The organism is Neobacillus sp. plas4 (genome assembly GCF_057221695.1).
Genome location: NZ_CM170152.1, coordinates 411,453 through 427,500 on the forward strand (window position 1 = coordinate 411,453; position 16,048 = coordinate 427,500).

Sequence of the window (16,048 nt, forward strand, 5' to 3'; positions counted from 1 at the left end):
TCTCCTTATTTAACCTTCTCCGTTTCTTGCTAATAAATAATTCACCACATCTTCCATTTTCATTTTACGAGCTCCTTTCACTAAAATCGTGGTTCCTTCCGCTAAATGGTCTAGGGCTTTAAATAAATCTAGCTTATTAGAAAAATAAATTACACTACCAGGGTCAAGCCCTTTGGCAATTGCTGCGTTTGCAATCAAATCTGCATCATCCCCAAAGGTGTAAATAAAATCAATCTTTTTCTCCGCTGCATACGTTCCAATTTCCCAATGGGCGTCCTTCGATATGACACCTAAACCTTTCATACCTCCTAGAATGGCAATTTTCTTTCTTTCCCCTCCTACATTGTCCAAAACATCAATAGCAGCTTTCATGGCATGGACATTGGCGCTGAAGGAGTCATCGATTAAGGTAATATTGCCCTTCAATTTATGGGTGACTAAACGCATTTTCGATTTGTTGTACTCGCGCAGGCCTTTATCGATTTGTTCTGAAGTAAAACCAAGCAAATCAGCTATGGCAATAGCAAACAAGGCGTTATATATATTGTGTACACCGTAAATTGGAATGAAAAAAGGAGCATACCTGCCTTTAACCTTAACCCGAAAACTCATGCCGCCCTCTACATATTTCACATCTATTGCCCGATAATGTGCCCGTTTGTTTATCCCAACTTTTATGACACTTCCTTCAAAGGAATCGATAAGTAAATGCTTTGAATTTTCGTCATCTGCATTAATCAGCATAATTCCTGTTTGATCCATATTTTGAATAAGTTCCGATTTGGCTTTTGCTAAATTTTTTATGTCACCGCCAAAGTTTCCTATATGTGCAGTGCCAATATTGGTGATGACGCCGATATTAGGGCGAATAAAGCCGCAATGCTTCACGATATGCCCATAGTAGACGATTCCGAATTCAACCACTACCGCTTGATGAAAATCACGCAATCTCTTAGCGCTCTTCTCCGTATTAATGAAAGCATTATTATAATCTCTAGATTCATAAATATTCCATTTTTGTCTTAATACTGAGGCTATCATGGATTTTGTTGTTGTTTTTCCGGCACTTCCCGTCACGGCTATGGTTGGCCGCTGATTGTTAAGGAACATTGATTATTCATTCCTTTCAACGTAACGTTTTATTATTCTGCCATACTAGGTTATGCGAAGGAAGATAAGGGAGTGTAGGTCAACCTTTGAAAAGGTTCTTCTTATTTATTTGGTATTATTGACCTGCTAAATATTGGAATTATCGAAGATTGCGCGAACTTTTTACAGGAATTTAACAGAAGAAAATAGAATATAAAGATATAATGTGTCTTAAGTCGGTAACTCATAAGGAGGATGTAGCGTGGCTCGTGATCAAATGAACCCTACGATAGAGAAAATTCTATTAAACATTGAAAAGGTTATGATTGGAAAAAGAAATGTAGCAGAGCTCAGTCTCATTGCCTTATTGGCAGAAGGTCATGTGCTTTTAGAGGACGTGCCAGGCGTTGGAAAAACGATGATGGTGCGAGCACTGGCAAAGTCTGTTAATGCTAACTTCCGTAGAATACAGTTTACACCTGACCTATTACCATCCGATGTGACTGGTATATCGATATACAATCCAAAGGAAATGGAGTTTCAATTCCGACCTGGGCCGTTAATGGGGAACATTATCCTAGCAGATGAAATTAACCGGACCTCGCCAAAGACTCAGTCTGCACTCCTTGAAGGGATGGAGGAAGCAAGTGTCACCATAGATGGTGTCACACATCGTCTTCAAAAGCCATTCTTTGTCATGGCCACACAAAATCCTATTGAATATGAAGGTACATATCCGCTGCCAGAAGCACAGCTGGATCGCTTTTTATTGAAAATGAAAATGGGCTACCCAGAAATGGATGAAGAGATAGAAGTCTTAAATCGAGCACAAAAGGTTCCTCCGATTGAAGATCTTTCTCCAGTCGTTGATCTCGAAGGTTTAAGGGCCTTGCAGCAAGAAATTAAAGATGTATATGTGGACCGAACCATTAAACAGTATATTGTTGATATCGTCAGCCTGACCAGAAATTTTCGAGGAGTCTATCTTGGGGCCAGTCCACGGGGATCGATTGCCTTGATGAAAGCGGCCCAAGCCTATGCTTATATGTATGGCCGTGATTATGTGCTGCCTGATGATATTCAATATTTAGCACCATATGTTCTATCACATAGGATTATCTTGAAATCTGAGGCAAAGTTTGAAGGGATTACACCTGAAGAAATCGTTAATCGAATCATTGCAAGAATTCCTGTTCCGGTACAAAGGCTTGTGAAGTAGCATGAAGAAATTGTGGATTCCCTTCAAAAAAGTATGGAGGTTCGTTGTCTTACTCTTTTTGATTGTGCTTACTTTTTCGTATGCAATGTTTCAAGGCGGATTTGTAAGCTGGTTCTTATTCTATAGCTTTTTACCTTTTGCCTTATATTGTATGGCCTTATCGTTCTATTCCTTGAATGAGTTAGAAATTACACGCCAACTGCCTAAAACAGATTACAACGCAGGTGAGCCCTTAAAGGTAATAGTAAATGTGAAGAGGAACTCTAGGTTCCCGATCTTTTATTTTCTTATTGAGGACCAACTGGATGAAGTCCTTATGCATACTAGGCAGACAAAGAAGGCTAAAGCATTAGTCATTCCTGGATTTAAGAAGGAATTTTTCTATGAATATGTCATTGATGAGCTTCCGCGGGGAGAGCATATTTTCCACAGCTTTCTTGTTCGCACCGGTGACATTCTTGGCTTAATTGAAAAAGAAAAACCTCATAAAAATGAAAGCAAGATCATTGTTTATCCTGCCTATACGGAGCTGCTTTACCGCCCCTTTGAAACCCATTTTGATCAAGGGATGACTGCCTCAAGAGAAAGGGTTCAGCGTGATACATCCATGGCGATTGGGGTTAGGGATTACCAGCCAGGGGATCGTTTTTCCTGGATTAACTGGAAAGCTTCTGCTAAAAGAAACGAAATCATGACAAAGGAATTTGAGCAGCGTCAATCCCATGATGTTTTTGTTGTGATGGATTGTGTCCCTGATAAGAATTTTGAAGTGTTGGTTTCCTTCACAGCTTCTTTATTGCGTTCGGTACTGAAGAAAGGGGCACAAATTGGACTCTTAACCTTCAGCCGGGAAAGGGCATTATTTCCGATAAAAGGTGGAGAAAATCAACTGCAGGAGCTTTTTTTTCATCTGGCTAGAATCGAAGCAAAAAGTCCAACCTCGTTCGACAAGGTGTTAGAGACGGAGGGAATGTTTGTTCAACAAACCGTTTCCTTCTTATTAGTAACATCCAAATTAACAAAACCTTTAATTGAAAAAGCAGGTTTTCTTGGACATAGAAAAGGTAAGATTACGCTTTTCCTGATTAAAGGGGAAAAAGAAGCTCCTACTCAGGAGGAAAGATCAATGATTGCATTGGCTAATGCAAGAAATGTGCGTGTGCTTATGATTCATGAAGGAGAATTTGCGTCAGCCTTTTCGGAGGTGCAGGTACCATGAAACGAGACATTCAATCTTTTCTTTTATATCTGTTCGGATTTTTGCTGTTATGGGAATGGTTACGTCCGGTAGAACAATTAACGAAGACAAACCATATTGAAATGTTTATTATTTTTATCCTGCTGTCATTTGCAGTCACCTTCTTAAGGCTTAGGTGGATTTGGCGTACGATTTTGAAACTATGGTTCATTCTATTTTCCCTAAATCAATTTCATTATCAAGATGGCTTCTTCCAGTTGGGCTGGCTGTCTTCCTTATTTGGTGAATTAACCAATAATTTCGGAATGATTTTTGCTCAAAATTGGGCGGGATTAACAAATGTATTTCGCACCTTACTATTTTTCATTCTGCTATGGTTAATGGTTTACTTGGTCCGCTATTGGCTATTAAATCGAAAGAGGATCTTTATCTTTTTCTTTATGACACTTATTTATATAACTGTTTTGGATACATTTACACTATATAGTGCCAATGTAGCGATCGTTCGGACCGTTATTGAAGGTTTTGCTGTCATGGGGATGTTAACTTATTTCCGGATTTTGGCTAAGGAAAATGTTACAAGTGATTCATTGATAACGCGCAAATGGATGAGACCATTAGTGCTCATGATTGTTTTTAGCGTTATAGTTGGAATTATTTCCCCTAAATTCGCACCCATTTGGCCGGATCCTGTTCCCTTTCTTAAGGCGGCGGCTGATAAAGGCGGAGAGGATAAAGCAGGCACAGGTGTTGGGAAAGTCGGGTATGGCGCAGATGATTCCCAATTGGGCGGGCCTTTTATTGGGGACGACAGTGTTGTGTTTCAGAGTGAGGCCGTTGAAAAGAATTACTGGAAGGTAGAGACAAAGGACCATTATACCGGAAAAGGATGGATTCCTTCCGGCTCAACGCTTTTGCGATTTGGTGGAGATGAAGTCATCCCTGTCTTTCCTATCCATTCAAGCGTAGAAACCCGGGATGAAAGTGCAGCGTTACACCATTTTATGGATTATACGCATCTAATTTATCCTGCTGGTATTCAAAGAGTTCAATTTGAACGAAGTTATGATTTGGAAATGGATTCGACCAAGGAGAAAATCATCATTTTAGGCTTTGACTCTACTCCTATCGCACCTGATTCCTATACCGTTCAGTTTAAGGTTCCGAAATATAAGGCAAGTGATTTAAGGCAGACAAGTGTTGTGGACCTTGAACAAATAAACACGGATTTTATTAGAAAATACACACAGCTGCCTGAAAACCTTCCTGAGAGAATTAAAGAATTAGCGGAAACGATTACGGCAGGGGAAACAAATTGGTTTGATAAAGCCAAAGCGGTGGAGAGGCATTTCAGTAGTTCTGTATTCACCTATGACCAGACAAATGTCGCGGTCCCGGGGGAAAATGATGATTATGTAGACCAATTTTTGTTTGAAACGAAAATAGGTTATTGTGATAACTTTTCCACTTCAATGGCTGTTCTGCTTCGCTCCATCGGAATCCCAACACGTTGGGTTAAAGGATATACAGGCGGTGAGTTTCTCAAATACAGTGATGATGAACGGCAGAGGCCTATTTATGAAGTAACTAATAATAATGCCCATTCCTGGGTAGAAGTTTATTTCCCTAACCAAGGATGGGTTCCGTTTGAACCAACGAAGGGCTTTACGAACAATGTATCTGTTGATTTTACAAATGAAGACGGAACACCTGCAGCTGCCGAAACGACTGCCCCTGTGACACCAGTGCCGAAGAAGGATTTGGAGGAGAATAGCAGCAAATCAAAGGAAAGTGATACATCCTTTACATTCAATGGTATCTGGCTTAGCATCATAACCTTTTTAGATCAACATTGGAAATGGATTCTCCTTTCGTTTGTAATGGCAGGCGGGGCAGTTGGCATTATGTACAGGATTCGTGGAAAATGGATCCCGTATCTTTATTTAGTGCAATTCCGCCTGAAAAAGAAGGATGAAAATATCGGAAAGGCCTATCTGGTTCTATTAGGCCAATTAGAGCGTTATGGTCTTAAGCGTAAGGAGGACCAGACACTAAGAAATTATGCTCGATATATTGATACCTTCTTTGCCTCGAGAGAGATGTCCAAGCTTACAGACAGATATGAGCAATACCTCTATCATCAGAAACTCCCTGAGGGAAGCTGGATGGAGTCACGGGAATTATGGGAAAATTTAATTAAAAAGACAATAGCTTGACCGGTAAAACCACCTATTGTTACAATAAGCTGTAAAATTAATCTTAATACCTTCATATATCCTCGAAAATAGGGTTCGAGAGTTTCTACCGGGTCACCATAAAAGACCTGACTATGAAGGCAGAATTTTCTGTTATAGCTATTGTAAGAATGCTAGAATTCTGCCTTCCTGTTTTATTTGGGGAGGAGAATTCTAGTTTTTTTTTGTTTTTTTGAGTAAATACTATTAGTACTATTTTGGAAGAGGTGGCCATATTGACAGGTACGCAGGATATGATTGTAGTTTTAGACTTTGGAAGCCAATACAACCAGTTGATTACACGCAGGATTCGTGAGTTTGGTGTATACAGCGAACTTCATCCGCATACGATTACAGCAGAGGAAATTAGAAAAATGAATCCTAAAGGAATCATATTTTCAGGCGGTCCTAATAGTGTATATGATGAGGGCTCTTTCCGTTGTGATGAGGAAATTTTTGAAATGGGTCTGCCTATTTTAGGGATTTGCTACGGAATGCAATTAATGACTGTTCACTTTCAAGGGAAAGTTGAAAAAGCGAAGAATCGTGAATATGGGAAAGCAGTAATGAACCTTCAAAATCAAACGAAGCTTTTCCATGACATGCCTGACGAGCAAGTAGTCTGGATGAGCCATGGTGATTTGGTTGTCGAAGCGCCGGCAGGCTTTACTGTTGACGGCACAAACCCACATTGCCCTATCGCGGCAATGAGTGACGAAGCAAGGAAACTTTATGCAGTGCAATTCCACCCGGAAGTTCGTCATTCCGTATATGGCAATGAGCTGCTTAAGAATTTTGTTTTTAATGTGTGCGGATGTAAAGGCGATTGGTCTATGGGGAACTTCATTGAAGTGGAAATGGCCAAAATCCGTGAGCAAGTTGGCGATAAAAAAGTACTTTGCGCTCTCAGCGGCGGAGTAGACTCATCCGTTGTAGCTGTGCTTATTCATAAAGCAATCGGTGATCAACTAACCTGTATATTTGTGGATCATGGTTTGCTTCGTAAGAATGAGGCTGAAAGTGTAATGAAGACCTTTGCTGAAGGTTTCCATATGAATGTGATTAAAGTCGATGCCAAAGATCGGTTCATGTCAAAATTAGAAGGCGTCTCTGACCCAGAGAAGAAACGTAAAATCATTGGCAATGAATTCATTTATGTATTTGATGATGAAGCGACAAAACTTGAAGGAATTGATTTTTTAGCGCAAGGAACGCTGTATACCGATATCATTGAAAGTGGCACAGCAACGGCACAAACCATTAAATCGCATCACAATGTCGGCGGATTACCAGAAGACATGCAATTTAAACTTATTGAACCATTGAATACTTTGTTTAAGGATGAGGTCCGTGCAGTAGGAACAGAGCTTGGAATTCCAGATGATATTGTTTGGAGACAGCCATTCCCTGGACCAGGTCTAGGAATTCGTGTCTTAGGCGCGATTTCTGAAGATAAACTCGAAATCGTCCGCGAATCTGACTGGATTCTCCGTGAAGAAATTAAGAAGGCTGGACTTGATCGTGAAATCTGGCAATACTTTACCGTGCTTCCTGATATTCGCAGTGTAGGTGTAATGGGAGACGCACGCACATATGATTATACCATTGGTATCCGTGCTGTTACTTCTATTGACGGAATGACATCTGATTGGGCACGTATCCCATGGGATGTACTTGAAGTCATCTCTACTCGAATTGTAAATGAAGTAGCACATGTTAACCGTGTGGTCTATGACATAACTAGTAAGCCGCCTGCAACGATTGAGTGGGAATAAATTTAAAATAATAGTTCTAAAAGCGAACGTTTTTTAATATATTTTTAAAAACGTTCGCTTTTTATATTTACAAAGAAGTTGATCCCTGATAATATAAAGAAGAAGTAAATAATTTGTCGATTTAACTCGTATAATATTGGGGATATGGCCCAAAAGTTTCTACCGAGCCACCGTAAATGGCTTGACTACGAGGCAGTGTTAAACAGGGAATAATTTCCCTATCTTACACTTGCCCCAAGTCAAGCGTTCCGGTAGATGTCGGAGCGTTTTTTTGTTTTTATTATAGATAGATTCCTAGGGGGTAATAAACAGATGCAGAAGTATTTTATGTTTAAAGAATTAGGGACGAATTATCGCCGTGAGATAATTGGCGGTGTGACCACCTTCTTGGCAATGGCCTATATATTAGTGGTAAACCCGCTAACATTGACACTATCAAGTGTACCGGATTTACCAGATTCCATGCGGATGGATTATGGGGCAGTCTTTGTAGCGACAGCATTGGCTGCGGCGATTGGTTCCATTATTATGGGGCTTCTAGGAAAATTCCCAATTGCCTTGGCACCTGGGATGGGATTGAATGCCTTCTTTGCTTTTACAGTAGTGTTAGGGAGCGGCATTCCATGGCAGCATGCATTAGGTGCGGTATTCATTTCCGGTGTGTTTTTCTTTTTATTAACATTAACAGGTTTACGTGAGAAGCTCATCAATGCGATTCCGATTGAGTTAAAGCACGCGGTTGGTGCTGGTATAGGTTTATATATTACGTTTATTGGCTTGCAGAGTGCAGGTATTGTAGTAAACAATGATGCAACCCTAGTTGGATTGGGTGATTTGACTGCCGGACCAACTTTACTTGCTATTTTCGGGATCATTATTACGGTTATTATGATGACTAGAGGAATTAATGGCGCGGTATTTTTCGGAATGATTATTACTGTTATCGTAGGAATGATTTTTAACTTAATCGACACTCCAGACAAAATCGTCGATAGTGTTCCAAGTTTAGCACCTACATTTGGAGCTGCGTTTTCTTCCTTAACTGAAAGTTCGTTCTATACAATGACTATGCTCGGGGTTATCTTAACTCTATTGTTTGTCGACTTCTTTGATAATGCTGGAACACTTGTAGCAGTAGCGAATCAAGCAGGTATGATTAAAGACAATAAATTACCTCGTGCAGGCAGAGCATTAATTGCTGACTCAGTAGCAACAACTGTTGGAGCTGTCCTTGGTACTTCAACAACAACATCTTATATTGAGTCATCTGCAGGGGTAGCAGCGGGTGCTAGGACTGGTTTTGCTTCACTTGTTACAGCAGCATTATTTATTCTTTCGCTGTTTTTCTTCCCGTTATTATCAGTTGTTACCGCGCCAGTTACTGCACCAGCCTTAATTATCGTTGGCGCATTGATGGTTGCTTCCTTAGGGAAAATTGAATGGACAAAATTTGAAGTGGCTGTACCTGCTTTCCTTACTATGATTGCTATGCCTTTGACATATAGCATTGCTACAGGGATTGCCATTGGGTTTATCTTTTACCCAATTACCATGATTGTAAAAGGACGTATGAAGGAAATTCACCCAATCATGTACTTCTTCTTCGTGATTTTCGTTCTATACTTCTTATTTTTATAATTGAGATGAAAGAGTCTGTGATAATCACAGGCTCTTTTTCTTGCTGTGAAGTACTTCACAAAATACTCTTATTTTTCACAATAAAGAATCAGGATTTCCAATTTATTACTGTGTGACTATAGATATAAGAAGGTGAACGGGAAGGAGCGTTGAACAGGCTGATGACCACTCCAGCTAAAAAGTTTCGGATCGTTTTTGGGTATCTGATTGCTTATTTCTTAATGGGATGGATTCAGTTCGCAGTATTAATGGCAGCAATGAATATCTTGTTTGATACACAGTGGGGGAACTTAACATATCTGATTCCTTTTGCTTCATTGGTGATAGTATGTGTGGTTGGTTTTGGTCTAATGATCGCAGGTGTTGTTAAAACGAAACAACAAGCAGGTGCAATTGGGGCTGTTCTAGTGGTAAGTACGTGTATGCTCGGCGGTGTATATTGGTCGATTGAACTAGTTCCAGAGTTTATGCGAAAAATAGCTTTGGCTGTTCCCCAAAGCTGGGCGATGTCAGGTTTTAAAGAAATTATCAGTGGCAGCCTCTTTCACTACCCTTCTCATGGATACGCTGGCATTGGTCGGATTTACGGCGGTTTTCTTTTTAATCGCGATAAGAGGAATTACATACAAGTAGGGGGCCTGTCGACTCTTGTCGTTGACTTCTTGTTTTGTCTCTTATAACATGGGGTAATATAGCAGTTGGGACGAATGGAGAAGAAGGTTATGGCAAAGCTGTTAATTGATAAGGTGTTAAATAACAATGTTTTGATTGCTGAACACCCTTCCTATGATGAAGTTGTTTTAATCGGAAAAGAATTGGCTTCAATCGGAAACGTGGAGAATTTATTGAAACACAATCGGTTGAAAAGCTTTTTGTATTGAAAAATGAAAAAGAGCAGCAGAATTATATTAAATTACTTCCATTTATTGATAATGATTTACAAGAAGTCATTATTTCTGCGATAAGCCTAATTAAACAAAAGACAAATGCCCGGCTGGATGAACATATTCATGTTGCCTTAACAGACCACTTGATGTTCGCGGTTACAAGGGTAGTGAAAGGGATGGAAATTAGTAATCCATTTCTTATCGAGACGAAAACGCTTTATCGGCATGAATATGAAATTGCGGCAGAGGTAATTGAATTAATACGTGAAAAAACGGGGATCTCGCTTCCTGTGGGGGAAATTGGGTTTATCGCTCTGCATATTCATAGTGCGATGACGAATAGGGAATTATCCGAAGTAAATCAGCATTCGCAGCTGGTCAGCAGGCTTGTAAAAATGGTAGAAGAGCAATTTGATATTGTTATCGATAAAGAAGGTATTGATTATATGAGATTGGTTCGTCACTTGCGCTTTACGATTGAGAGAGTCGTAAAAGGGGAGAAAGTAGAGGAACCAGAAAAAATATCTTCCCTATTGAAACAAGAATATCCAGTATGTTATAATCTCTCATGGAAGCTCATTAAGATAATGCAACAAACCCTAAAAATGAAAGTATTTGACGCGGAGGCAGTCTATCTAACGATGCATTTGCAGCGAATACAGAAAAAATTTAAATAGTTATTAATTTTTTACGTGTTACTGATTCGATCAGGCATGAGTGAAAAGATTAATTGAAACCAAGACTTACGGGTAGTCTATACCTGTAGTCTGATTCAATTGAACTTTTACTCATGCCTTTTTTGTGTTTTTTGGAGAATAAATGAAAACGCTTAATGAGCAATATAAAATATTTGGAGGTTCTTAATATGTTTAAAAAAGCTTTTGGTGTTTTGCAAAAAGTTGGTAAAGCATTAATGCTGCCAGTTGCACTTTTGCCAGCGGCTGGAATTTTACTTGCGTTAGGAGCAGCGCTTTTAAACCCAGCGCTATTAGACCTAGCGCCATTCTTAGATAACAGTACAGTTAGAATGATTGCGTCTGTTATGCAGAATGCCGGGAATATTATCTTCGGGAACTTACCGCTCTTGTTTGCGGTGGGTGTTGCTGTAGGCTTAGCTGGCGGTGAAGGAACAGCAGGTCTGGCTGCCATTATCGGTTACTTAGTCATGAATGTAACGATGGGGACAGTATTGGGTATTACTACTGAAGATGTCAATGGTCTAAGTTATGCAAGTGTACTTGGGATACCTACTCTTCAGACAGGAGTATTTGGTGGTATTATCGTCGGTATATTAGCAGCAGCGATGTACAATAAATTTTTTGAAATTGAATTACCATCTTATTTAGGATTCTTCGCTGGAAAACGTTTTGTGCCAATTATTACTGCAGCATCTGCTCTTGTTTTAGGGGTTTTGATGATTTTCATTTGGCCGTCAATTCAAAATGGTCTAAATGCTTTCTCGCAAAACATGGTGCATGCTAACTTAACGATTTCTGCTTTCATTTTCGGAGTAATTGAACGATCATTAATTCCATTTGGTTTACACCATATTTTCTATTCTCCATTCTGGTATGAATTTGGAGAATATGTTACAAAGGCAGGAGAAGTAGTTCGTGGAGATCAACGTATCTTCATGGCACAAATCACAGATAATGTTCAAAATCTAACTGCCGGAACATTTATGACAGGTAAATTCCCATTCATGATGTTTGGTTTACCTGCAGCGGCATTAGCGATTTATCATGAAGCGAAGCCAGAAAAGAAAGTTATAGTAGGAGGATTAATGGCATCGGCTGCCTTAACCTCTTTCTTAACAGGTATTACGGAACCGCTTGAATTCTCATTTTTATTCGTAGCACCAATTTTATTTGGTATCCATGCCATTTTTGCAGGGTTATCATTTATGATCATGCACCTGTTAGATGTGAAAATCGGGATGACTTTCTCAGGCGGATTAATTGACTACATTTTATTTGGTCTAATTAACCCGCAAACCAATGCATGGATTGTTATTCCTGTGGGTCTCGTATTTGCAGTCGTTTATTATTTTGGATTTAGATTTGCAATCCGTAGATTTAATTTAAAAACACCAGGGCGTGAATTAGAGGAAGAGGAAAATCAAGCTCCAACCGGAAAAGCGGGTTCAGGTGATTTAGCATCTAACATTTTGGAAGCAATGGGCGGGAAGGAAAATATTGCTCACTTAGACGCATGTATTACCCGTCTCCGTGTTTCGGTTAATGATATTAAAGATGTAGATAAGGGCCAGTTGAAAAAGCTGGGTGCAGCAGGTGTTCTAGAAGTAGGAAACAATATACAAGCAATCTTCGGACCACGCTCAGAAACGATTAAGGGACAAATGAAAGATATAATAGAAGGAAAAAAACCACGGAGCACAGTGAAACCGCCGGAAAAAGGTGTGGAACAGCAAATTGAGGAAATTAATCCTGAAGCACTTCAAACTATACGAAGTACAGAAGATGAAGGATTTATGGCGCCGCTAAAAGGGGAATTAAAACCAATTACAGAAGTTCCTGATCAAGTGTTTGCAGGGAAGATGATGGGGGACGGCTTTGCGATAGTTCCTTCAGAAGGAACTATTGTATCACCGGTCAACGGAAAAATCGTTAACTTATTCCCAACTAAGCATGCAATTGGAATTCTTTCAGATGCTGGACGAGAAATTCTTATCCATATTGGAATTGATACAGTCAATCTTAAAGGTCAAGGGTTTGAAACGTTGGTTTCGGAAAATGACATTGTCGAACAAGGCCAGCCTTTACTTAAAGTAGATTTAGATTATATTAAGGAACACGCAACATCAACAATTACACCGATTGTCTTTACAAATTTGGCTGAAGGCGAAAAGGTAGTGATTGAAAAGCCTGGACATGTAGATTTGAAACAAGGAGGAATTATTAAGATCACCAAATAAAGGTGAAGCCGACCTAAAGTAGTGGGTCGGCTTTTTTCTTTCTATATATATGCGTCCGAAGCAAAACTTAAAGTTTATTAAAATCTTTATTGACCTTCTTTGGGAATGGTGTTATTATATTTGAGCGGCGTTAATAACGAATTAACATACATTGATGTTAATAAGTTTTTTAAAAAAAGATGTTGACGCCAAATCAACAAAATGATATAGTAATAGAGTTGCTTCTGAACGAAGTGTTCATGAGGTGAAATTGTTCTTTGAAAACTAAACAAACAAGAACGTCAACAAAAAAATTTTTAGCTTTTAATAAAAGCTAAGCCAACGTAACAAAATGAGCTATATCAACTTTCTTGGAGAGTTTGATCCTGGCTCAGGACGAACGCTGGCGGCGTGCCTAATACATGCAAGTCGAGCGAATCTTGAGGTGCTTGCACCTCTTGGTTAGCGGCGGACGGGTGAGTAACACGTGGGCAACCTGCCTGTAAGACTGGGATAACACCGGGAAACCGGTGCTAATACCGGATAATTCTTTCCCTCTCATGAGGGGAAGCTGAAAGTCGGTTTACGCTGACACTTACAGATGGGCCCGCGGCGCATTAGCTAGTTGGTGAGGTAACGGCTCACCAAGGCGACGATGCGTAGCCGACCTGAGAGGGTGATCGGCCACACTGGGACTGAGACACGGCCCAGACTCCTACGGGAGGCAGCAGTAGGGAATCTTCCGCAATGGACGAAAGTCTGACGGAGCAACGCCGCGTGAGCGATGAAGGCCTTCGGGTCGTAAAGCTCTGTTGTTAGGGAAGAACAAGTACCGGAGTAACTGCCGGTACCTTGACGGTACCTAACCAGAAAGCCACGGCTAACTACGTGCCAGCAGCCGCGGTAATACGTAGGTGGCAAGCGTTGTCCGGAATTATTGGGCGTAAAGCGCGCGCAGGCGGTCCTTTAAGTCTGATGTGAAAGCCCACGGCTCAACCGTGGAGGGTCATTGGAAACTGGGGGACTTGAGTACAGAAGAGGAAAGCGGAATTCCACGTGTAGCGGTGAAATGCGTAGAGATGTGGAGGAACACCAGTGGCGAAGGCGGCTTTCTGGTCTGTAACTGACGCTGAGGCGCGAAAGCGTGGGGAGCAAACAGGATTAGATACCCTGGTAGTCCACGCCGTAAACGATGAGTGCTAAGTGTTAGAGGGTTTCCGCCCTTTAGTGCTGCAGCTAACGCATTAAGCACTCCGCCTGGGGAGTACGGCCGCAAGGCTGAAACTCAAAGGAATTGACGGGGGCCCGCACAAGCGGTGGAGCATGTGGTTTAATTCGAAGCAACGCGAAGAACCTTACCAGGTCTTGACATCCTCTGACACTCCTAGAGATAGGATTTTCCCCTTCGGGGGACAGAGTGACAGGTGGTGCATGGTTGTCGTCAGCTCGTGTCGTGAGATGTTGGGTTAAGTCCCGCAACGAGCGCAACCCTTGTTCTTAGTTGCCAGCATTCAGTTGGGCACTCTAAGGAGACTGCCGGTGACAAACCGGAGGAAGGTGGGGATGACGTCAAATCATCATGCCCCTTATGACCTGGGCTACACACGTGCTACAATGGATGGTACAAAGGGCTGCAAGACCGCGAGGTTTAGCCAATCCCATAAAACCATTCTCAGTTCGGATTGTAGGCTGCAACTCGCCTACATGAAGCCGGAATCGCTAGTAATCGCGGATCAGCATGCCGCGGTGAATACGTTCCCGGGCCTTGTACACACCGCCCGTCACACCACGAGAGTTTGTAACACCCGAAGTCGGTGGGGTAACCGTAAGGAGCCAGCCGCCTAAGGTGGGACAGATGATTGGGGTGAAGTCGTAACAAGGTAGCCGTATCGGAAGGTGCGGCTGGATCACCTCCTTTCTAAGGAATATACAGTCCTTGTGGACTGATAAACGTTGACTGTTACTTGTTTGTTTAGTTTTGAGAGTACAATTCTCTCAAAGCTTTTTTTAATCGTTCTTTGAAAACTAGATAATCGTAAGAAGAAGAAACCAAGTAAAAACCGAGTGAATTGCCATTTTAGTTTTTCTCTCTTATTGAATTAAGAGAATAACCATTTAGGTTAAGTTAGAAAGGGCGCACGGTGGATGCCTTGGCACTAGGAGCCGATGAAGGACGGGACTAACACCGATATGCTTCGGGGAGCTGTAAGTAAGCTTTGATCCGGAGATTTCCGAATGGGGGAACCCACTGCTCGTAATGGAGCAGTATCTTTACCTGAATACATAGGGTATTGAAGGCAGACCCGGGGAACTGAAACATCTAAGTACCCGGAGGAAGAGAAAGCAAACGCGATTCCCTGAGTAGCGGCGAGCGAAACGGGACATAGCCCAAACCAAGAGGCTTGCCTCTTGGGGTTGTAGGACACTCAACATGGAGTTACAAAGGAACGGGGTAGATGAAGCGGTCTGGAAAGGCCCGTCATAGAAGGTAAAAACCCTGTAGTTGAAACTTCGTTCCCTCCTGAGTGGATCCTGAGTACGGCCGGACACGAGAAATCCGGTCGGAAGCTGGGAGGACCATCTCCCAAGGCTAAATACTCCCTAGTGACCGATAGTGAACCAGTACCGTGAGGGAAAGGTGAAAAGCACCCCGGAAGGGGAGTGAAATAGATCCTGAAACCGTGTGCCTACAAGTAGTCAGAGCCCGTTCATGGGTGATGGCGTGCCTTTTGTAGAATGAACCGGCGAGTTACGATCCCATGCAAGGTTAAGTTGAAGAGACGGAGCCGCAGCGAAAGCGAGTCTGAATAGGGCGAATAAGTATGTGGTCGTAGACCCGAAACCAGGTGATCTACCCATGTCCAGGGTGAAGTCCAGGTAACACTGGATGGAGGCCCGAACCCACGCACGTTGAAAAGTGCGGGGATGAGGTGTGGGTAGCGGAGAAATTCCAATCGAACTTGGAGATAGCTGGTTCTCTCCGAAATAGCTTTAGGGCTAGCCTCACGTTGTAAGAGTCTTGGAGGTAGAGCACTGTTTGGACTAGGGGCCCTCATCGGGTTACCGAATTCAGACAAACTCCGAATGCCAAAGA

The 16,048-nt window shown here is 41.6% G+C and carries 8 protein-coding genes, 2 rRNA genes, 1 pseudogene and 2 riboswitches (1 of these 13 running past the window's edge); of the genes and pseudogenes, 10 read left to right on the top strand and 1 reads right to left on the bottom strand.

Going from position 1 to position 16,048, the window contains the following annotated elements; all coding sequences use genetic code 11:
- Nucleotides 1–9: 9 nt before the first annotated feature.
- The gene (locus AC2TFD_RS02070) at nt 10–1,110 is read right to left on the bottom strand and encodes a UDP-N-acetylmuramoyl-tripeptide--D-alanyl-D-alanine ligase (protein ID WP_335510659.1); all 1,101 of its coding nucleotides are present in this window, start codon (nt 1,108–1,110) and stop codon (nt 10–12) included.
- 256 nt (nt 1,111–1,366) lie between these two features.
- On the opposite strand from AC2TFD_RS02070, the gene AC2TFD_RS02075 reads away from it, so the two are divergent.
- From AC2TFD_RS02075 to AC2TFD_RS02120, 10 genes and pseudogenes are all read left to right on the top strand, one after another.
- On the top strand, nt 1,367–2,308 hold the full coding sequence (locus AC2TFD_RS02075; RefSeq protein ID WP_420489021.1) for an AAA family ATPase: 942 nt from the start codon (nt 1,367–1,369) through the stop codon (nt 2,306–2,308).
- A 1-nt stretch (nt 2,309) separates the two neighbouring features.
- Complete coding sequence (locus tag AC2TFD_RS02080; RefSeq protein WP_335510656.1) at nt 2,310–3,527, top strand: DUF58 domain-containing protein; 1,218 nt, start codon at nt 2,310–2,312, stop codon at nt 3,525–3,527.
- Complete coding sequence (locus tag AC2TFD_RS02085) at nt 3,524–5,722, top strand: DUF4129 domain-containing transglutaminase family protein (RefSeq protein ID WP_335510654.1); 2,199 nt, start codon at nt 3,524–3,526, stop codon at nt 5,720–5,722. Before AC2TFD_RS02080 ends, AC2TFD_RS02085 begins: the two co-directional genes overlap by 4 nt.
- Before the next feature lie 32 nt (nt 5,723–5,754).
- Nucleotides 5,755–5,856, top strand: a riboswitch (purine riboswitch).
- A gap of 138 nt (nt 5,857–5,994) precedes the next feature.
- Nucleotides 5,995–7,515, top strand: coding sequence for a glutamine-hydrolyzing GMP synthase (gene guaA / locus AC2TFD_RS02090; RefSeq protein WP_335510675.1), 1,521 nt, complete (start codon nt 5,995–5,997; stop codon nt 7,513–7,515).
- A 106-nt stretch (nt 7,516–7,621) separates the two neighbouring features.
- Nucleotides 7,622–7,723, top strand: a riboswitch (purine riboswitch).
- 104 nt (nt 7,724–7,827) lie between these two features.
- Nucleotides 7,828–9,153, top strand: a complete 1,326-nt coding sequence (locus AC2TFD_RS02095) for an NCS2 family permease (RefSeq protein ID WP_335569694.1) — start codon at nt 7,828–7,830, stop codon at nt 9,151–9,153.
- 149 nt (nt 9,154–9,302) lie between these two features.
- On the top strand, nt 9,303–9,833 hold the full coding sequence (locus AC2TFD_RS02100) for an ABC transporter permease (protein ID WP_484674854.1): 531 nt from the start codon (nt 9,303–9,305) through the stop codon (nt 9,831–9,833).
- 42 nt (nt 9,834–9,875) lie between these two features.
- Nucleotides 9,876–10,717, top strand: a pseudogene (glcT, locus tag AC2TFD_RS02105) (glucose PTS transporter transcription antiterminator GlcT).
- Nucleotides 10,718–10,905: 188 nt separating this feature from the next.
- Nucleotides 10,906–12,975 carry a glucose-specific PTS transporter subunit IIBC gene (ptsG, locus tag AC2TFD_RS02110; protein WP_484674855.1) on the top strand — a complete coding sequence of 690 codons (2,070 nt, stop codon included), beginning with the start codon at nt 10,906–10,908 and terminating at the stop codon, nt 12,973–12,975.
- Nucleotides 12,976–13,322: 347 nt separating this feature from the next.
- Nucleotides 13,323–14,872: ribosomal RNA gene (locus tag AC2TFD_RS02115) — 16S ribosomal RNA — on the top strand.
- A gap of 200 nt (nt 14,873–15,072) precedes the next feature.
- A 23S ribosomal RNA gene (locus tag AC2TFD_RS02120) occupies nt 15,073–16,048 on the top strand (it continues 1,960 nt past the right edge of the window).
- The 16S and 23S rRNA genes sit together here, the layout of an rRNA operon.

What these genes read in the sequence shown, in the direction of transcription:
- AC2TFD_RS02075 (WP_420489021.1), top strand. Translation starts at nt 1,367, where the DNA reads ATGAACCCTACGATAGAGAAAATTCTATTAAACATTGAAAAGGTTATG.
- AC2TFD_RS02080 (WP_335510656.1), top strand. Translation starts at nt 2,310, where the DNA reads ATGAAGAAATTGTGGATTCCCTTCAAAAAAGTATGGAGGTTCGTTGTC.
- guaA (WP_335510675.1), top strand. Translation starts at nt 5,995, where the DNA reads ATGATTGTAGTTTTAGACTTTGGAAGCCAATACAACCAGTTGATTACA.
- ptsG (WP_484674855.1), top strand. Translation starts at nt 10,906, where the DNA reads ATGTTTAAAAAAGCTTTTGGTGTTTTGCAAAAAGTTGGTAAAGCATTA.
- AC2TFD_RS02070 (WP_335510659.1), bottom strand. Translation starts at nt 1,110, where the DNA reads ATGTTCCTTAACAATCAGCGGCCAACCATAGCCGTGACGGGAAGTGCC.
- AC2TFD_RS02095 (WP_335569694.1), top strand. Translation starts at nt 7,828, where the DNA reads ATGCAGAAGTATTTTATGTTTAAAGAATTAGGGACGAATTATCGCCGT.
- AC2TFD_RS02085 (WP_335510654.1), top strand. Translation starts at nt 3,524, where the DNA reads ATGAAACGAGACATTCAATCTTTTCTTTTATATCTGTTCGGATTTTTG.